Raw genomic sequence first — 18661 nt, 5'->3', positions numbered from 1 at the left:
GGTCTTCGATGTCCTTCACTCCGTTCGCACTTGAAGAGTGGCAGTCACGGTACGAGCACTCGGTCGCCTACAACCTCGCCGACAGCGGCTGCCACCCGGTCGCGCTCGGTGAGCTGCTCGGCGACGATCCCGAAGCTGTACGGCGATTGCTCGCGATCGACCTGCACTACCCGCCGGTCGGTGGGACCGATCCACTGCGCACGTTGATCGCCGAGTGGCACGGCGCCGATCCCGCGAACGTCCTGGTCACCGTCGGCGCGGCCGAGGCCAACGCGATCACCATCGCCAGCCTGGTGTCCGCCGGCGATCACGTGGTGGTGATGGAGCCTGGGTACCGGCAAGTGCGGGGCCTCGCGCTGAACGCGGGGGCCGAGGTCGACGCATTCCCGCTGGACCCCGACAACGGGTGGCGCCCGGATCTCGCAGCGCTCGAGAGCGTCGTACGTCCGGACACCAAGCTGATCGCGATCACCAACCCGAACAATCCCGTCGGCACGATCCTGACCGCTGCCGAACTCGAGGCCGTCGTGGCGGTCGCCGAGCGGGTCGGTGCATGGATCCTGGCCGACGAGGTCTACCGCGGAACCGAGCGGCTGACCGACGAGATCACGCCGAGTCTGTGGGGCGGCTACGACAAGCTCGTTTGCGTCGGAAGCCTGTCCAAGGCGTTCGGTCTGCCCGGGTTGCGGCTCGGGTGGCTGGTCGCACCGCCCGCGATGGTCGAGGCGACCTGGCGTCGCCACGAGTACGCCACGATCGCGACCAGCATGCTCTCCATGCACCTCGCCGAGGTCGCCCTGGAGACCCGCGACCGCCTCCTCACGCGCAATCGCGCGCTGATCCGGGACGGCTACGACCGCCTGTCGAAATGGGTTGCCGACAGCAACGGTCTGCTGTCCGTCGTTCCACCGGAGTCGACCGCGCTAGCCTTCGTCCGCTACGACCTCCCGATGACGAGCGCCGAGGTCGCCGACGCTCTGCGCACCGAAGGCAGTGTTCTGGTCGGAGCAGGCGAACACTTCGGTATCGAGTCCCACCTCCGCATCACTCACGGGCTGGAACCCAACTACCTTGACGCGGCGCTCAGCAGCATCACCAAGGTCCTGCGGAACTACCAGGCGTAGGCCTCGGGCGCGGCGCCTGGTCCCGGGAAGATCTCGTCGAGAGCGGCGAGGACCTCCTGGGGCAGGGTCAGCTCGGCGGCGGCGATGCCGTCCTGGAGATGCTGGACCGTGCGGGCGCCAACAACCGGCGCTACGACAGCGGGCTGGTGGCAGAGCCAGGCCTGGGCTACGACCGCGGGCGGATGGCCGAGGTCAATGCAGAGTTTCTCGTAGCGTTCGAGCTGCGCCCGGTGGGTGACCAAGTTGCTGGTCGCGCGGGAGCTGGCGCTGCGGGCAGCCTTGTCGGACTTCGACAGGATGCCGGCCAGCAAACCCGAGTTCAGAGGCGAGTAGGGCATGACGCCGATCCCGTACGACGTACACGCAGGCAGCACTTCGAGCTCGACGGTGCGTTCCATCAAGTTGTAGATGCTCTCCTCGACGACGATGCCGAGCAGGTCGCGGCGAGCGGCGGCCTCCTGGCCCTGCACCAGTTGCCAGGCCGCGAAATTGCTGGTGCCCGCGTAGCGGATCTTCCCGGCCTGCCGCAGATCACTCAGGGTCTCCCAGACCTCGTCCCAGCTGGTCGAGCGGTCCACGTGATGCAGCATGAAGACGTCGAGATGGTCGGTCCGGAGCCGGCGCAACGACGCGTCGCAGGCCCGCCGGAGGTGGACCGACGACAGGTGCAGGTCGTTCGCACCGGGACCCATCCGCCCGTAAGCCTTGGAAACAAGGACGATCTGGTCCCGTCGACCCGGGCGTTTCGCCAGCCAGTTGCCGATGATCCGCTCGGTCAGCCCCTTCTCCGCGGAGTCGTCGGCGATGGTCCGGTTCGCGTCCGCGCCGTACACGTCGGCGGTGTCGATCAGGTTCACGCCGGCGTCGGTCGCCGCGTCGAGAATCGTGTGCGCCTCGTCCTCCGGTGTCACCGGGCCGAAGTTCATCGTCCCCAGCGCGATCGGGCTCACCCGTACGCCGGCGCGCCCCAGCGTGCTCACGCCGTCGCTCCGAACCGGTTCGGCGAGAAGCGATCCAGCGCGATGTCCGAGGCACCCTCCATCGCGAGGTCGACGGTGATGTCACCGACGGCGGCCGAGTGCTTGAACCCGTGCCCCGAGAACCCGCCCGCCAGCACCAGCGACGGGGCCGCCGCGGGAATCCCGATCACGAAGTCCCGGTCCGGCGACTTCGAGTTCATACACGGCGTCGCCGCCGCCGCGACCGGGTCGAGCCCGGGAAAGGCACGCCGTACGAACGCCTCGACGGGGTCCGTGTCGACCGGCCCGATCGGATAGCTGTTCTCCGAGGCATGCCCCAGCAACGGCTTGTACGCCGCCCCCGACCCCACACCCACCTTGACTCCGCGCCCGTCCACGTCCGGTATCCCCCACCCGTTGAGGTCTCCGCTCTCCCAGATGAACGTCGGGAACCGATCCGGACCGTACGCCGCCCGGTCCGCGCCGGTGAACCACACGAGTGGCGACCGCTGGATCTGCAACGGCAGCCCCAGCTCCGGCACCAGGTCGGTGAACCAGGCGCCGGTGGCAACGATCGCCCGCCGCGCGGAGATCGTCTCCGCCCCGACAGAGATCCGTACGCCGGCATCGTCGTACTGCAACCCGGTGACCTGAGTCTCGAACCGCAACTCGGCCCCCGCGGCCTTCGCCAGGCCAAGCGCTGCTCGGATGCACCCTTCCGGATCGAGGGCGCCCGCACCCGGTTCGAACACACCCACGTCGCCCGGTGCGACCGCGAACTGCGGATACCGGCCGGCCAGCGCATCGGCATCGAGCAACTCGATCTCGACGGCACCTTCCTCCGCACACCGCACCGCGTCACGCACCAGCTCGCCATCAGCGGCGCCGACGCACAGCCCACCCGACCGGTAGAACACCGTCGCGCCGCTGTCCCGCTCGAGCTGCGCCCAGAGCGTCTCCGCCCGGTTGACGAGCGGCACATAGTCGATGCCTTCGAACACCGTCTTGCGGAAGATCCGCGACCCGCCGTGCGACGATCCGCGCGCGTGCGCCGGGGTGAACTGCTCGAAGCCGATCACCGAAGCACCGCGCGCGGCGGCACGCCAAGCGGCGGTAGCCCCCATCGCTCCGAGTCCGAGAACGGCGACGTCGTACGAAGTCATATCAGCACCTTCGAGAGGAAAGACTGCGTGCGTGGATTGGAAGGATTGTTCAGTACGTCGGTCGGCGGGCCCTGCTCGAGGATCACGCCCTGATCCATGAACACGACGACATCGGCGACCTCACGGGCGAACCCGACCTCGTGGGTGACCACGATCATCGTCTGCCCTTCGGCGGCCAGTGCCCGCATCACGTCGAGCACCTCGCCGACGAGCTCCGGGTCGAGCGCCGACGTCGGTTCGTCGAACAGCATCAGCTTCGGCCGCATCGCCAGCGCTCGCGCGATCGCGACTCGTTGCTGCTGGCCACCGGACAGTTGCCGGGGATACGCATCGACCTTGTCGGCGAGACCGACCCGGGTCAGGAGCTCGACGGCCTTGGCGCGCGCCGACGTACGGTCCTCGCCGCGGACCAGCACCGGCCCGGCCATCACGTTCTCGGCGGCGGTGTAGTGCGCGAACAGGTTGAAGTCCTGGAACACCATCCCGACCTCGGCCCGCTGCTTGCTGATCGCCTTCTCGTCCAGCTCGTGCAGCTTGTCGCCGTCCTGCCGGTAGCCGATCAGGTCGCCGTCGATCGAGATCCGGCCGGACCGGATCCGCTCGAGATGGTTGATACAGCGCAGGAACGTGCTCTTCCCGGAACCGGACGGCCCCAGGATGCAGACCACCGTGCCCGGCATGACGTCGAGGTCGATACCTTTCAGTACTTCGTTCGCACCATAGTTCTTGTAGACCCGCTGGGCCTGTAGCAACGGCTTGGTCATCTGTCGTCTCCTGCTGAGAACCGGCGTTCGATCTTGCCCTGGGCAACGGTCAGCACCGAGGTCAGCGCCAGGTACCAGATGCTCACCACGATCAGCAGCGGTATGGTCTGGAACGTCCGCGCGTAGACGATCTGCGCGCTGTACAGCAACTCCGGGATCGCCAGCACACTGACCAGCGAACTGGTCTTCAGCATCGAGATGGTCTGGTTCCCGGTCGGTGGGATGATCACCCGCATCGCCTGCGGCAGCACGATCCTGCGCATCGTCGTCATCCGGGTGAACCCGAGCGCGCTGGCCGCCTGGAGCTGACCGGCCGGCACCGAGACGATGCCGGCCCGGACGATCTCGGCCATGTACGCCGCCTCGTTCAGCGCGAGCCCGAGGAACGCGGCGGTCATCGGCGAGATCAGCGCGTTCGCGTTCAGCGCGGTCAGCTCCGGCCCACCGAACGGGACACCGACCACGATCCGTGGATACAGCGCACTCAGGTTGAACCAGAACACCAGCTGGACGAGTAGCGGCGTACCGCGGAAGAACCAGATGTAGACGCCGGCGGCGCCGGACAGCAGCCGGTTCGGGGACCCCCGCATCACCGCGAAGACGACGCCGAGCAGGATGCCGGTCAGCATCGAGACCGCGGTCAGTGCCAGCGTCAGCAGCAGGCCGCGCAGGATCGTCCGCGCGAGCAACCACGAGAAGACGACATCCCACTGGTAGCGCGGGTTGGTCAGCATCGAGTAGACCAGCATCGCGGCGAGCAGGACGACGACGCCCGCGGCAGCCCACCGCCACGGATGCTTCGGCGGGATCGCGCGAATCTCCAGCTCACCGGTGCGCGGGGTGTCCTGGACCTCGGTCGTCATGCGCAGCCTTCACGGATCGGCTGGTAGTAGTACGTGTGCCCGGGTGGGATCGCGGCCGGATCGGTGAAGACCAGCGACTTCTTCACCGTGCCGTCCGGCCCGACGCCCCACGGCTCGCTGACCTTCTGGTACTGGTCCGACAAGGTGGCGCCCTCGACCGCGACGCCGGTGTTCCAGACCTTCGAGATCTGCGCGTAGTCACCGTTCTCGATCAGATGGTTGATCGCCGCCTGCAACGCAGCCGTCACGTCCTTCTTGCCCTTGGGTACGGCGATACCCGCGATACTGTGCCCCGTCTGGTAGGTGCTGACGACACACAGCCCCTCGGCGTGGCCGGCGGCGTACTCGACCTGGGGTTTGTCGCCGACGACCACGTCCGCCCGGCCGGAGGCGAGATTGAGGACGACGACGTTCTGGTCCGGGATCTGGTTGATCGTGATCGCCTTCTTGCCCTCGGCAACACAGTCCTTGCTCGCGTCGACGAGCGCATCGACCTGGCTGACGCCCTTCTGCACCGCGACCCGGTATCCGCACAGGTCGGCGAAGGACCCGACCTTGATCCCGCTGCCCTTCTTGATCAGGAACCCGCCGCCGGACAGGTAGTACGAGACGAAGTCGACCGTGCCGAGCCGCTCGTGCTCGATGCTGAACCCGGCGATCCCGCCGTCGTACTTACCGGCCTGCAAGCCCGGGATGATCGAGTCGAACGAGATGTTCTTCCACTCCACCTTCAGCCCCATCGCGGCGCCGATCGCATTGCCCAGATCGATGTCGTACCCGATCAGGGTCTTGTTGTCCTCCTTGAAGTACTCCAGCGGCGGGTACGGCGCATTGGTCGCGAGAACCAGCGTGCCCTTCTGCTTCAGGGCCGCCGGCACCAGTGCCTCGACCGCCGGATCGGCCTTGGTGGCAGGCACCGTCGCGGCGGTCGACGCTGTGCTCGACCCGGTCGAGCCGGGAGTGGAGGCCGCATCGGACACGGTAGTGGGATCCGCGCACGCGGCGGCAGTCGTCAACAGCAAGCCTGCGAGCAGGCACCCCCAGAAGCCCTGCGATCGATGCGTCATGACATCTCCTTGTCGATTCCTTACCGATGTACGCTCCGCGCCGCGGATTCGTAGCCGTCGGTCGTGGCAGTCAGTACGGCGGGCTCGAGGGAGCCGGCCAGGTTGCGGGCGACCCTGTCCTCACGCCAGCGCAGGCCGGCGATGCAGCGTTCGGCGAAGACCTCCGACACCCTCTGAAGGTTGGTGAGTCCGTCCAGCACGCCGAGCGTGACGACCGGGGCCATCGCCGAGACCTCCAACTCGCCGACCTCGGTCGCACTCCGCGCCGCCGCGGTCGCGCCGTTCAGCAGGAACGACACCTGCATCACCAGCTCGGGGATCACCGGGTTCACCTTGCCCGGCATGATCGAGCTGCCGGCCTGCACCGCGGGCAGCTCGACCTCCCCGATCCCGCCGACCGGACCGGACGCCAGCAACCGCAGGTCCCGCGCGATCCGCGCCAGCACCCGCCCGGCCCGGCCCGCGGCCTCGGTGACCGCGGTCAGTGGTTCGAGCGAGGCCAGCGAGTACGACGGACTCGGCGCAGCGGTGAGCGCGAGGCCGGTGATCGCCGCCAGCTCCTCCAACGCGGCCTCGGCGAAACCAGGCGCGGCGCCGAGTCCGGTCCCGACAGCGGTCCCACCGAGCGGTACGGCGTACAGCTCGGAAGCAGCTGCGACGAGGGCATCCATCGCCGGGCCGATACTCGCCACCTGACCGCGATGAAAGTCGGCGACCGGGATCGGCACGGCGTCCTGCAGGCAGGTACGACCGAGATGGACCAGGTCGTCGTACTCGATAGCCTTGTTCTCCAGGGATTCCGCGACTCGGCGCAGGCTCACCAGTGCCTGGTCGATCAACGGGATGACGGCGATTGCGATCGCCGTCGGCATCACGTCGTTGGTCGACTGACCGCGGTTCACGTGGTCGTTGGGGTGTACCACGAGGCCCGACAGCTGGGATGCGCGGGCCGCGAGGACCTCGTTCACGTTCATGTTGGTCGACGTACCGCCTCCGCCCTGGACCACCGGCAGCACGAACTGGCCGAGATGGCGACCGGCCCGGATCTCCTCGCCTGCCGCGACGATCGCACGACCGCGGGTCTCGTCGAGCTCACCGAGCGCGACGTTGGCCCGGGCGGCGGCGATCTTCACCGCCGCGACGGCCTTGACCAGCTCGGGCCGCTCGGACAGCCGCGGCCCGGCCAGCGGGAAGTTGGTGAGGGCCTGTGCGGTCTGAGCGCCGTACAAGATCTCACCGCCGTTCAGATTCGCCAGGTGGTCAGACCAATTCATGGACAGGACTATGGCGATTGGCCTGACCACCTGTCAACCTGTTCTAGACTTTTGGGGTGAACCCGTCCGATGAGAGCCCGTTCGCCCCGGTGGCCACGCCCCGGAGCGCACCCGCCCAGGTCGCGGACCAAGTGGTGGCAGCGATCCGCGACGGCCAGATCCAGCGCTACGACCGCCTCCCCGCCGAACGCGAACTCGCCAGGCTCCTCGGCGTGAGCAGACCGACCCTGCGCGAAGCGCTCGCCGGGCTGGAACTGGCCGGCCTGGTGCGGTCCCGGCAAGGCCATGGCACGGTCGTGATCGCCTCCCCCGCGCATGTGGCGAACTGGGGTGCCGAGGTCACTCCGATCCAGGTGTTCGAGGCTCGACTGGTGATCGAGCCCGAACTCGCCCGGCTCGCGGCGGAGAAGCGGTACCCGAACGACATGGCGGCGCTCCAGGAAGCCGGCGCCGAAGTGGAGAAGGAGTTCGCCGAGACCGGTCATTACCGCAGCGACCTGCCGGTCCATCGCGCGGTGGCCCGCGCCGCCCGCAATCCCGTCCTGGAAACCGCCCTCGAGGAAGCCCTCCGGCACACCGAGTCCGCCCGCTGGAGAGAGCTCCGCTCCTCGGCCCTCCGCCCCGAGGTCATCCGCGAGGGCCATGTCGACGAGGTCCGCCAACTCATCCGGGCCGTCACCCAGGGAAACCCCGACGAAGCCGCCGACGTCTGGCGCCGCCACCTGATCCACTTCCGCGACGAAATGCTCACCGGCCTGCACGACGAGGAGGGCATCAGCCAGCCTGGTCCTCGTTGACGACGCGGGCAGCGACGGCGCGGCCTACCCTGGACGTCGGGCTTGCTCATGTCATGAACGCGCTGCGACCTCGAGGAGTTGTCTGAATGTCTGGCTTGCGTGTGCTCTTTCTCGGCGGTACCGGGATCATCAGTTCGGCCAGCTCGTGGCGAGCGGTTGAAGCGGGGCTCGACCTCACGGTCGTCAACCGAGGCAAGACCTCGACTCGCCCGCTGCCTCCGGAGGCGCGGGTTCTCACCGCCGATATCAACGACGCATCCGCGTTCGCCGAAGTTGCCGGCCAGGACTTCGACGTTGTGGTCGACTGGTTGGCGTTCACCCCTGATCAGGTGCGCGCTCGCACCGACGCGCTGCGCGGACGGGTCGGCCAGTACGTCTTCATCAGCTCCGCATCGGCGTACCAGACACCACCGGCCCGGCTGCCGATCACCGAGTCGACACCTTTGCGCAACCCGTTCTGGCAGTACTCACGCAACAAGATCGCCTGCGAAGATCTCCTCACCTCTCTGTATCGCGACGAGGGTTATCCGGTCACGGTCGTGCGGCCCTCGCATACCTACGACCGCACCCTCGTCCCGTTCGACGGCGGCTGGACGATCGTCGAACGCATGCGCCGCGGCCAGCCCGTCGTGGTCCACGGCGATGGCACTTCTCTGTGGACCCTGACCCACCACCGGGACTTCGCTCGCGGGCTGGTCCCCCTGCTCGGTCACCCGCGCACCCTCGGCGAGGCCTTCCAGATCACCTCCGACGACGTCCTCACCTGGGACCAGATCGCTCACACGCTGGCCAGTGCGGCCGGTACGTCGGCACAGATCGTCCACGTCCCGTCGGACGCCATTGCCGCGGTCCATCCGGCGTGGGGTGCCGGTCTCCTCGGCGACAAGACCCACTCAGCCGTCTTCGACACCACCAAACTCCGCCGAGTCGTCCCAGACTTCGTCGCCACCATCCCCTTCGAATCCGGCGCCCGCGAAATCATCGCCTGGTACGACGAAGACGAGACGCGCCGCCGCATCGACCCCGACATCAACGAAGCCATGAACACCCTCATAACCCGCTACACCAACTGAACGCCCAACCTGCCGCCCCAGCGGGGGGCCAGACCCGCGCGGGCCGACTGGTGCGGTGGGTTTAGTCGGCTCTTGTCCTGCACGTGTGGGTGGGCTGGACCGATCCGGCGCCCTCTCGACCGCCGCGCCGCAGTCACCCGCGTTTCCTCGAGTCGTGGATTTCGGCGGCCAACCCCAACCTCGATCCACGACTCGACGTCCCAGTGACCAACCAATCGCCACGACCCGGCCAAGACCCGCGCTCCGCGCGCCACCCGAACCACCCCGCCCCAGCCCCTCCGCGGCCACCCCAAGCGCTCCCAGCACAGCCGGGGTTATCCCCTCGCGTGCAGGGTTCTCCCCTCGTCTACCAGCAGAGAACCCCCAACCCGAGGGGAGAACCCCTCGTCTTCTGGACGGGTGGCCGACCGGCGGGGCGACTGGCTGGGGCCGGCGCCGACGGGCGGTCGCCGACCGGCGGGGCGACGGTGGGGACTGGGGACAGGCGGTGGGGACTGGGGATAGGTAATACCGGGTTCCGGGTCACGAGGGCCTGTCGTGGGATCTCGGATTGGGCTGGTCGCCGTCCACGCATCGGACGGGAGAGCCGTTCAGTCCTCCTGCTGCGGAGTGCGGTGGGTCAGTTGTTCTGTGAAGGTTTGGGTGATGCGGGTGGGGTGGGTGATTGCGGTTCCGACGACGACGGCGTACGCGCCGGCGTTGAAGCAGGCCTGGGCTTCGTCGGGGTTGCGGATGCGGCCTTCGGCGATGACTGGGACGCTCAGCTGCGCGACGAGTTCGGTGAGTAGGTCGAGGTCGGGGCCACGGGTGACCGGGCGCTCTCCGGTGTAGCCAGCCAGCGTGGTTCCGACACAGTTGGCGCCCGCTGCGACGCTGTAGAGGGCGTCGTCGAGACTGCCGCAGTCGGCCATCACCAGGGCGCCTGCGGCGTGGACAGCGGCTACGGTCGCAGCCAGGGGTTGTCCGTCGGGCCGGTCGCGGCGAGTGCCGTCGACGGCGACGATGTCCGCGCCGGCGGTGACACAGTCCAGCGCATCCGCGACGGTGGGCGTGATGAAGACATCGCCGGCTCCGCGTTTGACCAATCCGATCAGGCAGACGTCGACCAGTGGGCGAATGGCCTCCAGGTCCTCGATGCCCTGCGCCCGAACACCGTGCGCTCCACCTGCGACGACCGATTGTGCGACGGCAGCCATGATGGCCGGGGACCGCATCGGCTCACCGGGGTAGGCCTGGCACGACACAACGAGCCGACCCTTGATCGAGGCGAGTCGCGAGTCGATCATCCGCTCATCCTCCTCATCACAAGTTCATGTTACGGAGGAGAGATCGCGGCGAGCATGCCGGCGAGCTTCCACGGGCGGCGGCCCCAGGCGGCGAGGTCGCCGTCGAGGATCAGCTTCGGGACGCCGTACCGGCCGATGAACAGCAGCATGAGCGCCACCGGATCGGTCGAGATGCAGGCGTCGACGTCACCGGCACCTGCCGCGTCGATCCGCAACCGGCCACGATCGAAGTCCATCACCATCCGCCGGCCGCCGCGCAGCCGCACTTCGAAGCGCCCTCGGAAACCTCCCGGCTTCACGAAGGCAGTAGGCAGGGCTTCGACCAGTGGCAGTACGCCGCCCTCGATCGCGAGCAGAGCGTGATGACGGTCGATCGCCCACGGGCGCCCGGTGGCTCTCGCGATGTCATAGCCGTGCATCAGGCACTCTTCCAGCAGATGACAAGCCACCACTGACGGCGGCAGGCTCGCACCTTGCAACCAGTCGACCGAGGTCGCCCGCGAACGCGACGCGACACCGTCGAACTCAGCCGCCAGCGCGCCGATGCGATCCGCAAGCACTGCCGGATCCCGCTCCCCGTCCTCGGCCAACAACTTCGCGTTGAGCTCAGCCATCCCCGCGGTCGTGACGACGGCATCCGGCACCGGCCGTCCGGCGACCGCGTCGAGGTCGAAACGAAACGCATGCGACAGATGCGCCGCAACATCACCCACCGTCCACGCACCGACCGAGACGACGCCAGCGTCCGCAATCCCCCGTACAAGCCCGACCAACCGAGGAACAACCTCGCCAAGCGCCGCACAAGTCTCAGTCAGCTGTACGTCGTGACTCACCTACGCTCCTCCCGTTCCGGTCTGCTCAATATTTCCATGCACTTGATACCTTCCGGCTAACGCACCACCCCGTCGAAAGGACGCCATGAACGCGATGCAGAAGTTCTCTCTCGAGGGCAAGGTTGCTCTGGTTACCGGCGGTAGCCGCGGGCTTGGGCGTGCGATGGCCGAAGCGCTCGGCGACGCGGGTGCGGCGGTGGCGGTGACGGCGCGCACGCTCGCATCGGCCGAAGCCGCAGCGAACGAACTGCGCGAGCTCGGCATCCGCGCGTACGGCGTGCAGCTCGAGGTGTCCGATGTGGAGGACGTCGAACGTGCGGTCGAGCAGGTGAGTACCGAGTTCGGCGAGATCGACGTGTTGCTCAACAACGCCGGTATCGGCGTCGCCGGCAGAGCCTTCGAGACGCCCGACGAGGCATGGCATGAGGTGTTCTCGGTCAACGTCGACGGCGTCTGGTACTGCAGTCGTGCGGTCGGTCGCCGGATGGCGCAGCGGGGCGGAGGCACCATCGTCAACGTAGGTTCGATGTCGGCCGAGATCGTCAACCAGCCCCGCTGGCAGGCGTCGTACCTGTCGTCCAAGGCAGCGGTCCATCAAATGACCAAGGCGCTGGCGGCCGAGTGGGCGCCGCACGGGATCCGGGTGAACGCGATGGCGCCGGGGTACTTCCTCACGGAGATGTCGCCTGTCGACCAGCCGGAGTTCAAGCAGTGGTGTGTCGATCCCGCCGCCATGAAGCGCTACGGTTTGCCGCCGGAACTGGGGCCGGTGGCAATCTTCCTGGCGAGCGAGGCGTCCAGTTTCATGACCGGCTCTGTCGTCAAGGTCGACGGCGGCTTCACACTGTTCTGATGGTCACCATAGGAATTGTCGGCGCCGGGTTGCGCGGAAGGCTGTTCGCCGAGGCTCTCAAGGGACAGCCGGACATCACTGTCGTCGGCTTCGCGGAGCCCTCGGCCAAGGTGGCCGAGGGGGCCAGGGCCGCCACGGGTCTGCCCGTCAGGGCATCGCATCCCGAGTTGCTCGAGGCCTTCGATCCGGACGCCGTGATCGTGGCGACCCCCGACTTCGCCCACCGCCAGATCGCCGTCGACGTGGCCGAAGCCGGTAAGCACCTGCTGATCGAGAAGCCGGTCGCCACCACCCTCGACGACGCCCATGCGATCGCTGCGGCGGTTCACCGCGCGGGCGTTCGATGCCTCGTCGGCTTCGAGAACCGGTGGAATCCGCACGTCGTACAAGCCAAGGCAGCGATGGCGAGCCTCGGCGAGCCGATCACGGCATCGGCCACCCTGAGCAACTCCTTCTTCGTGCCGACGACCATGCTGTCGTGGGCGGCTCAGTCGTCGCCGGCCTGGTTCCTCATGCCGCACACCCTCGACCTTGTCCTCTGGCTCACCGGCCGCAAGCCCGTGTCGGTCAGCGCGGTCGGGTCTCGTGGTGTCCTCGCTCAGCGAGGCATCGACACGTGGGATGTGGTGCACGCGCTGGTCACCTTCGACGACGGATCGACCGCGACGCTCTCCTCGGCGTGGACGCTCCCGGACGCCGGCGATGGAATCGTCGACTTCCGGTTCCAGGTGATCGGCACCGAGGGGTCGGTGACCGCGGATCTGTCGCATCAGGGCCTCACGGTGGTGAGCGACAAATACCGGTCGGCGTGGCCGGTCTCCGGCCGGATCGGGCGTTCACAGGTCGGCCCTGCCGTGTGGATGGTGCAGGACTTCGCGGCCGGCCTCGTCGACGGCGGCGACCTCGGACCCGACATCGACCACGGCGTACTCGTCACCCAAATCATCTGCGCAATCGAACACTCCATCACCACCGGCCAGACCATCCAACTGACCGCTCCGACCGCCTAGGACGCCCTGGGTAGACTTGATTTATATGATCTTTTGGGTGGGTGGGCCCGCTGGTGCGGGTAAGACGACGGTTAGTCGGTTGCTGGCGCGGAAGTACGGGTTTCAGTGGTACAGCGTGGATGCGCATGCTTTCGATCACGAGGAACGGGCGGCTGCGGCGGGGCTTCATGTCCTCGGGACCGGGCCGGGGGACTTCGATCGTCGGCCGATGATCATGGAGGATGTTCTGCCCCTCGAGACGTCGGTTGTTGTCGACGGCGCCTTTGTCACTCCCGCGATGGCTGGGGTTGGCGAGAATGCGGTGTGGCTGATGCCTTCCAAGGACGAGCAGCTCGTACGACTGGAAGGCAGGAATCCAGGCGGCGATCACAGAGGTCTGGTCTGGGGTTGGGAGCTGGTCCGCGGTCAGCTCGAGGGGACCGACGCACACGTCATCGTGGTCGATGGTCAGACAGTGGAGCAGACGCTCAACGCAGTCGAGCAGAGGTTCGGTCCTCTGCTGGGAAGCGGAGAGTGATGTCCAGGCCGCCGGCCGGGCGAGCAGCGGTGGAGATCTCGCCGTCGTGCGCGGTGACGATCGCGTGCACGATGGACAGGCCGAGTCCGGCGCCTGCATCGGTATGAAGCCGGGCGCCGTCGCCACGGACGAACGGTTCGAGCAGGCGGCGCGCCTGGTCCGGGGTGACCACAGTGCCGCTGTTCCCGATGCGCAGTACCGCTAGGCCGTCTTCTCGGCCGGTGGTGATGTCGATCCGGCCGTCTGGGTGGTTGTAGGCGATCGCATTATCGACCAGATTGCCGACCATCCGTTCGATCAGGACGGGTACGCCGGTGATCGGCGCAGGCAGCAGCTCGGTGTGCACCGTGAGATCGCGGGCCGCTGCTGTCTCAAGGATGGTCGTCACGACATCGGCGAGGTCGACGAGGTGCCTCGGACCGGATCCGGCTTGGCTGCGGGACAGTTCGAGCAGTCCGTCGAGAGTGCGCTGACTGTGCTCGACCGCGGCCTTGATGTCACGCGTCATGGTGAGCAGTTCGTCGGCGTCGGGCCTGCCGTCGAGTGTCACGTCGATGGCGGTGCGCATCGTGGTCAGCGGCGTACGGAGCTCGTGCGCCGCGTTCGCGGTGAACATGCGCTGGCTGTGCAGCACCAGATCGCGCTCTGCGATGCCTTGCTGGATGCGGTCCAGCATCCCGTTGATGGTGCCGGCCAGGGTGGTGAGCTCGTCGGCGGGCGTCGTCACCGGCACCCGTTCGGAGAGGTTCTCCAGAGACAGCCGCCGAGCGGTGGCCGAGATGCTCCGGATCGGTCGCAGGACGCGTCCGGCGACCAGCCAGCCCAGTACGGCGGCCAGCACGATGACCACCGTCAGCGCGATCGAGGCCTGGGTCAGGAACTCGGACAAGGTCGTGTGCTGCAGTTGTTTGCCGACCTGCTCGAAGTCGTCCGGCAGCGGCGGGAGTGGTCCCGGGTTGCCGTCCCCGCCGACGATCACGACCGCGAGCCGCTTGCCCAGCGCCCGGTGCATCAGCACGTAGGTCAGCGCGGTGAGAACGATGCCGGCGGCAAGAACCATGCCGGTGTACAGGACCGTCAGCCGGGCCCGGGCGGTCAGGTGGAGACGCATGCGCTGATCCGGTAGCCGGCGCTGGTGACAGTCTCGATCAGCGGTGGATCGCCGAGTTTGCGGCGCAGCGTGCCGATCGCGATCCGGACGGCGTTCGTGAACGGATCGGCGTGCTCGTCCCAGACCTTGTCCAGCAGGGTCTCGGCGCTGACCACATCGCCGCCGGCGGCCAGTAGTTGCTCCAGCACCCCGAATTCCTTGGGCGTCAGGTAGAGCGGCCGGCCGGCGCGTTCCGCCGTACGCCGGGCTGGGTCGAGCGACACGTCACCGGCTCGCAGTACCGGAGGCCGGGCGGGTGTGCTGCGCCGGGACAGCGCCCCGACGCGGGCGATCAGCTCGGAGAACGCGAAGGGCTTGCCCAGGTAGTCGTCCGCGCCCAGAGCGAGCCCGTCGACCCGGTCCTCGACCGCGCCCGATGCGGTGAGCATCAAGATCCGGGAGGTACCCGTCTCGGCCAGTTGCCGGCACACCGCGTCCCCGTGCAGCACCGGGAGATCCCGGTCCAGGACTACGACGTCGTACGGCGTGACCTCGCACTTGTCGAGTGCGGTCCGGCCGTCGAACGCGATGTCGACCGCGTAGCCGTGTTTGCGTAACCCGGTCGCGACGTACTTCGCCAACGGTTGCTCATCCTCGACCAGCAATATCCGCACCCGATCATCATCCCAGCCCGGACCTATGGATTTGTTATGGAACGACCATCGGTCACCCATCGGTTCCGCTCGGTAGACATCTCCCATGACCACGGATGCTCCGGCGAAGACCGCGACTGTCGACGTCGTCGTGCCCGTTTTCAACGAAGAACGATCGCTGCCCGGGTGCTTGCGGGTGCTGGACGAGTTCCTGACCGCGAGCTTCCCTTTCCGGTCCACGATCACCGTGGTGGACAACGCCAGTACCGACGGCACGTTGGACGTTGCGCGCTTGCTCGCGGCGGACTACGAGCGGGTTCGGGTGGTGCATCTGGAGCGCAAGGGGCGCGGGCTGGCGTTGCGCCAGGCCTGGGGCGCGAGCGACGCGGACGTCGTCGTCTACATGGATGTGGATCTGTCCACCGGGCTCGATGCTCTGCTGCCGTTGGTCGCGCCGCTCGTCAACGGGCACTCGGATCTGTCGATCGGCTCGCGGCTGGCGCCGGGTGCGCGGACGGTGCGCGGTCCGAAGCGGGAGTTCGTCTCGCGCGCCTACAACCAACTGATCCGGCTGATGCACGGTGCCCGGTTCTCCGACGCGCAGTGCGGCTTCAAGGCCGCCCGCACTGACGTCGTCCGGCCCTTGCTCGACCACGTCGAGGACGATGCGTGGTTCTTCGATACCGAGCTGTTGTTGCTTGCCGAGCACAACGGTCTGCGGGTTCACGAGGTCCCGGTGGACTGGGTCGAGGACACCGACAGCCGGGTCGACGTGATCGGCACCGCCTGGGACGACGTACGAGGACTGCTCCGGATGGCGCGGTCCAAGGCGTCCGGACAGGCGCGCGTATCGGGTCTCCCCCGGCGCCCAGAGCCGCAAGCCGCACACCCCGACGCCGTACTCGGGCGACGCGAAGGCGGGCTCGCGTGGCAGCTCGTGTCGTTCGCGATCGTGGGCGTGTTCTCGACCGTGGCCAACCTGGCGCTCTATGCGCTACTCAGGCACTGGTGGCCGCTGCTGGCCGCGAATCTCGGCGCGCTGGTGATCACCACGCTGCTCAACACCGAAGCCAATCGGCGATTCACCTTCGCCGGTCCACAGACCCCGACCGGCCGGATCCGCGTCCACGGTCAAGGCCTGGTCGTGTTCGCCCTCTACTACCTGTTCACCTCCGGTGCGCTCCTCCTGCTGCACGCATGCACCTCCGATCCCTCCCGGCTGCTGGAGCTGACCGTGCTGCTCGTCTCGTCGGGGCTCGGAACTGCCGGGAGATTTCTGCTACTTCGGCGCTGGATCTTCCAGCCAGGAAAGGACATACGATGACGGCGTTGCTGGCGGCAAGGAACCGGTGGCGGATCTGGGCACTGGTGGCGATCTGCCTGCTCGCCGGATTGCTCTACCTCTGGGAGATCGGCGGTGGGCAACTGGGCAACACGTACTACTCGGCCGCGGTCAAGTCGATGACCGACAGCTTCTCCAGCTTCCTCTTCGGGTCGTTCGATCCGTACGGCGTGATCACCGTCGACAAACCGCCGATGGCTCTGTGGCCGCAGGTGGTCTCCGTACTGATCTTCGGGTTCCACGGCTGGTCGCTGCTGCTGCCCCAGGTGATCGAAGGGGTCGCAGCGGTGTTCCTGCTGCATCGCACGGTGCGTCTGTGGGCCGGTGAGAACGTCGCCCTGCTCGCAGCGCTGATCTTCGCGCTCACCCCCGTCACGGTCGTCATCAATCGCGACAACAACCCGGACACGTTGCTCGTTCTGCTCCTGGTCGGTGCGGCGTACGCCGTCACGCGGTCGGTGCAGGCCGCGTCGGACCGTCGCCGTACGACGTGGTTGCTGTGGTGTGCGTTCTTCGTCGGCTGCGGGTTCCTGACAAAGATGCTGCAGGCGTGGATCGTCGTACCGGCGATCGCTCTCGCGTTCCTGGTCGGGACCACGGGGCCGATGAAGCGGCGGATCCTTGACCTGCTCGGTGCGGGCGGTGTGCTGGTGGTGTCGTCGTTCTGGTGGGTTGCGCTGCATGACTGGTGGCCGGGGAGCAAGCCGTACGTCGGTGGCAGTGCTGATGGTTCCGCTTGGGATCTGATCGTCGGGTACAACGGTTTCGGCCGGATCTTCGGCGGGGATCAGGGCGGCGGGATGGTCATCGGTTCTCCGAACGGCGAGACGAAGGCTGGGTCGTTCGGCGGGGATCCTGGGTTGTTCCGGATGTTCAATGACGTGGTCGGCGGGCAGATCTCCTGGTTGTTGCCGTTGGCGTTGTTCGTGCTGGCTGTTGTATCGGTGGCCGGGGTCCGTCACAGGGCAGTTGCGGACCCTGCCGGGCGGGCCGGCTGGGTTCTGTGGGGTGGGTGGTTGCTGATCACCGCGCTGGTGTTCAGCTTCGCCAAGGGGATCATGCACCCGTACTACACGACCGCGATGGCGCCGGCGGTCGCTGCGATCTGTGCGGCTGGTGTGAGGGTGTTGTGGCGCTGGTACCGCGGGTCGGCTGGTTGGGCGTTGCTGCCGGTCGGGATCGCGATCACCGCGGCTTGGGCGTTTGTGCTGGTCTCCCGCGACACCAGATGGTACGGCTGGTGCCGTTGGGCCGTTGTCGTCATCTCAGCCGCCGCGATCGTCGGCCTGATTGTTGGGCGGCTCTCGCCTGTACGACGTACCTCGATCGGCCGCCCCGCGCTGGCGGTCGCCCTGGTCGCGCTCCTTCTCACCCCAGGTGTCTGGTCGGTCGCCGCCGCCACGGTCAATCCCAACGGCAACACCCCCGCCGCCGGACCCGCCCTGGCCGGCGGTCTCCCCGTCGCCCCACCCACTGGCCCCGCGCCAACGGGTCGGCCAGGCGATGGGCCGGGGCAGATGGTGATTGTTGGTGGCGGGTCTGGGGAGACGAAGCTGACCGATGAGCAGCGGCGGATTCTGGAGTATGCCCAGCGCAACGGCGACGGTGCTGACATCGCGCTGGCAGTGAACGGTGCATCCGGTGCCGTCGCTCCTTTCATCATGGAGACCGACGCCACGGTCATCGGCATGGGCGGCTTCGGCGGCCAGGACGACGTACCCTCCACCGACCAGCTCCAGCAATGGGTGAACGACGGCGCCCTCCGCTACATCCTCAGCGCCGCCCCCGGCCGGCAGTCGCAACCGATGCCGGGCAACCGAGCAGCCGTCCAGCAGAAGCGCCAAGCCTGGATCGAGCAACACTGCACCGTGGTCGCCCCCGCGGCCTACGGCAGCAAGCCACCCGCCGCGGCCGCGGGCCGTCCAACCATCCTCGGCGGTGCCCCTGACACGCTGTATCGGTGCGGTCAGCGGTGAGACGACTGATGATGGTC

At 67.7% G+C, this 18661-nt stretch carries 18 protein-coding genes; 8 read left to right on the top strand and 10 right to left on the bottom strand.

Annotation, left to right across the window (positions count from 1 at the left end; translation table 11 throughout):
- Positions 1 to 8: 8 nt before the first annotated feature.
- Entirely contained in the window at positions 9 to 1124 is a 1116-nt protein-coding gene (locus OHB24_RS23230) for an aminotransferase class I/II-fold pyridoxal phosphate-dependent enzyme (RefSeq protein WP_327632916.1), read from the top strand.
- On the opposite strand, the gene OHB24_RS23225 is transcribed toward OHB24_RS23230, so the two are convergent.
- From OHB24_RS23225 to OHB24_RS23200, 6 genes are read right to left on the bottom strand one after another with little or no spacing between them, the layout of a single operon-like run.
- The gene (locus OHB24_RS23225) at positions 1112 to 2104 is read right to left on the bottom strand and encodes an aldo/keto reductase (protein ID WP_327632915.1); all 993 of its coding nucleotides are present in this window, start codon (positions 2102 to 2104) and stop codon (positions 1112 to 1114) included. The two genes, OHB24_RS23230 and OHB24_RS23225, sit on opposite strands and share 13 nt — an antisense overlap.
- Positions 2101 to 3246 carry an N-methyl-L-tryptophan oxidase gene (gene solA / locus OHB24_RS23220; RefSeq protein WP_327632914.1) on the bottom strand — a complete coding sequence of 382 codons (1146 nt, stop codon included), beginning with the start codon at positions 3244 to 3246 and terminating at the stop codon, positions 2101 to 2103. Before solA ends, OHB24_RS23225 begins: the two co-directional genes overlap by 4 nt.
- Positions 3243 to 4010 carry an amino acid ABC transporter ATP-binding protein gene (locus OHB24_RS23215; protein ID WP_327632913.1) on the bottom strand — a complete coding sequence of 256 codons (768 nt, stop codon included), beginning with the start codon at positions 4008 to 4010 and terminating at the stop codon, positions 3243 to 3245. Before OHB24_RS23215 ends, solA begins: the two co-directional genes overlap by 4 nt.
- Positions 4007 to 4873: an amino acid ABC transporter permease gene (locus tag OHB24_RS23210; RefSeq protein WP_327632912.1), complete on the bottom strand. Its 867-nt coding sequence runs from the start codon at positions 4871 to 4873 to the stop codon at positions 4007 to 4009. Before OHB24_RS23210 ends, OHB24_RS23215 begins: the two co-directional genes overlap by 4 nt.
- A complete protein-coding gene (locus OHB24_RS23205) occupies positions 4870 to 5940 on the bottom strand; it encodes an ABC transporter substrate-binding protein (protein ID WP_327632911.1) in 1071 nt (356 codons plus the stop codon). The genes OHB24_RS23210 and OHB24_RS23205 overlap by 4 nt, the downstream gene beginning before the upstream one ends.
- A gap of 20 nt (positions 5941 to 5960) precedes the next feature.
- Entirely contained in the window at positions 5961 to 7214 is a 1254-nt protein-coding gene (locus OHB24_RS23200) for a lyase family protein (RefSeq protein ID WP_327632910.1), read from the bottom strand.
- A gap of 56 nt (positions 7215 to 7270) precedes the next feature.
- On the opposite strand from OHB24_RS23200, the gene OHB24_RS23195 reads away from it, so the two are divergent.
- Together OHB24_RS23195 and OHB24_RS23190 are read left to right on the top strand one after the other, a co-directional pair.
- Entirely contained in the window at positions 7271 to 8011 is a 741-nt protein-coding gene (locus tag OHB24_RS23195) for a FadR/GntR family transcriptional regulator (RefSeq protein WP_327632909.1), read from the top strand.
- 86 nt (positions 8012 to 8097) lie between these two features.
- Positions 8098 to 9084: an NAD-dependent epimerase/dehydratase family protein gene (locus OHB24_RS23190; protein WP_327632908.1), complete on the top strand. Its 987-nt coding sequence runs from the start codon at positions 8098 to 8100 to the stop codon at positions 9082 to 9084.
- Between the two features lie 590 nt (positions 9085 to 9674).
- On the opposite strand, the gene OHB24_RS23185 is transcribed toward OHB24_RS23190, so the two are convergent.
- Both OHB24_RS23185 and OHB24_RS23180 read right to left on the bottom strand, forming a co-directional pair.
- Complete coding sequence (locus OHB24_RS23185) at positions 9675 to 10370, bottom strand: N-acetylmannosamine-6-phosphate 2-epimerase (protein WP_327632907.1); 696 nt, start codon at positions 10368 to 10370, stop codon at positions 9675 to 9677.
- A gap of 29 nt (positions 10371 to 10399) precedes the next feature.
- Positions 10400 to 11203 carry a maleylpyruvate isomerase N-terminal domain-containing protein gene (locus tag OHB24_RS23180; protein ID WP_327632906.1) on the bottom strand — a complete coding sequence of 268 codons (804 nt, stop codon included), beginning with the start codon at positions 11201 to 11203 and terminating at the stop codon, positions 10400 to 10402.
- A gap of 94 nt (positions 11204 to 11297) precedes the next feature.
- On the opposite strand from OHB24_RS23180, the gene OHB24_RS23175 reads away from it, so the two are divergent.
- From OHB24_RS23175 to OHB24_RS23165, 3 genes are all read left to right on the top strand, one after another.
- On the top strand, positions 11298 to 12056 hold the full coding sequence (locus OHB24_RS23175) for an SDR family NAD(P)-dependent oxidoreductase (protein ID WP_327632905.1): 759 nt from the start codon (positions 11298 to 11300) through the stop codon (positions 12054 to 12056).
- The gene (locus tag OHB24_RS23170) at positions 12056 to 13066 is read left to right on the top strand and encodes a Gfo/Idh/MocA family protein (protein ID WP_327632904.1); all 1011 of its coding nucleotides are present in this window, start codon (positions 12056 to 12058) and stop codon (positions 13064 to 13066) included. Before OHB24_RS23175 ends, OHB24_RS23170 begins: the two co-directional genes overlap by 1 nt.
- 79 nt (positions 13067 to 13145) lie before the next feature.
- Positions 13146 to 13583: a hypothetical protein gene (locus tag OHB24_RS23165; RefSeq protein ID WP_327632903.1), complete on the top strand. Its 438-nt coding sequence runs from the start codon at positions 13146 to 13148 to the stop codon at positions 13581 to 13583.
- Here the strand turns inward: OHB24_RS23165 and OHB24_RS23160 are convergent.
- Complete coding sequence (locus OHB24_RS23160) at positions 13534 to 14694, bottom strand: sensor histidine kinase (protein ID WP_327632902.1); 1161 nt, start codon at positions 14692 to 14694, stop codon at positions 13534 to 13536. The two genes, OHB24_RS23165 and OHB24_RS23160, sit on opposite strands and share 50 nt — an antisense overlap.
- Positions 14679 to 15347 carry a response regulator transcription factor gene (locus tag OHB24_RS23155; RefSeq protein ID WP_327632901.1) on the bottom strand — a complete coding sequence of 223 codons (669 nt, stop codon included), beginning with the start codon at positions 15345 to 15347 and terminating at the stop codon, positions 14679 to 14681. The genes OHB24_RS23160 and OHB24_RS23155 overlap by 16 nt, the downstream gene beginning before the upstream one ends.
- An 85-nt stretch (positions 15348 to 15432) precedes the next feature.
- On the opposite strand from OHB24_RS23155, the gene OHB24_RS23150 reads away from it, so the two are divergent.
- Complete coding sequence (locus tag OHB24_RS23150) at positions 15433 to 16650, top strand: bifunctional glycosyltransferase family 2/GtrA family protein (RefSeq protein WP_327632900.1); 1218 nt, start codon at positions 15433 to 15435, stop codon at positions 16648 to 16650.
- Complete coding sequence (locus OHB24_RS23145) at positions 16647 to 18644, top strand: ArnT family glycosyltransferase (protein WP_327632899.1); 1998 nt, start codon at positions 16647 to 16649, stop codon at positions 18642 to 18644. The genes OHB24_RS23150 and OHB24_RS23145 overlap by 4 nt, the downstream gene beginning before the upstream one ends.
- The last annotated feature ends 17 nt before the right edge of the window (positions 18645 to 18661 follow it).

This window comes from Kribbella sp. NBC_00482, assembly GCF_036013725.1.
In the GTDB taxonomy this organism is placed as follows: domain Bacteria; phylum Actinomycetota; class Actinomycetes; order Propionibacteriales; family Kribbellaceae; genus Kribbella.
Note: the sequence above shows the minus strand (reverse complement) of the source record. Positions and strands in the feature narration are given on the sequence as shown.

Coding starts and splice junctions, on each gene's coding strand:
- OHB24_RS23190 (WP_327632908.1), top strand. CDS start 8,098: ATGTCTGGCTTGCGTGTGCTCTTTCTCGGCGGTACCGGGATCATCAGT.
- OHB24_RS23185 (WP_327632907.1), bottom strand. CDS start 10,370: ATGATCGACTCGCGACTCGCCTCGATCAAGGGTCGGCTCGTTGTGTCG.
- OHB24_RS23205 (WP_327632911.1), bottom strand. CDS start 5,940: ATGACGCATCGATCGCAGGGCTTCTGGGGGTGCCTGCTCGCAGGCTTG.
- OHB24_RS23170 (WP_327632904.1), top strand. CDS start 12,056: ATGGTCACCATAGGAATTGTCGGCGCCGGGTTGCGCGGAAGGCTGTTC.
- OHB24_RS23145 (WP_327632899.1), top strand. CDS start 16,647: ATGACGGCGTTGCTGGCGGCAAGGAACCGGTGGCGGATCTGGGCACTG.
- solA (WP_327632914.1), bottom strand. CDS start 3,246: ATGACTTCGTACGACGTCGCCGTTCTCGGACTCGGAGCGATGGGGGCT.
- OHB24_RS23210 (WP_327632912.1), bottom strand. CDS start 4,873: ATGACGACCGAGGTCCAGGACACCCCGCGCACCGGTGAGCTGGAGATT.
- OHB24_RS23200 (WP_327632910.1), bottom strand. CDS start 7,214: ATGAATTGGTCTGACCACCTGGCGAATCTGAACGGCGGTGAGATCTTG.
- OHB24_RS23160 (WP_327632902.1), bottom strand. CDS start 14,694: ATGCGTCTCCACCTGACCGCCCGGGCCCGGCTGACGGTCCTGTACACC.
- OHB24_RS23215 (WP_327632913.1), bottom strand. CDS start 4,010: ATGACCAAGCCGTTGCTACAGGCCCAGCGGGTCTACAAGAACTATGGT.
- OHB24_RS23150 (WP_327632900.1), top strand. CDS start 15,433: ATGACCACGGATGCTCCGGCGAAGACCGCGACTGTCGACGTCGTCGTG.
- OHB24_RS23175 (WP_327632905.1), top strand. CDS start 11,298: ATGCAGAAGTTCTCTCTCGAGGGCAAGGTTGCTCTGGTTACCGGCGGT.
- OHB24_RS23230 (WP_327632916.1), top strand. CDS start 9: ATGTCCTTCACTCCGTTCGCACTTGAAGAGTGGCAGTCACGGTACGAG.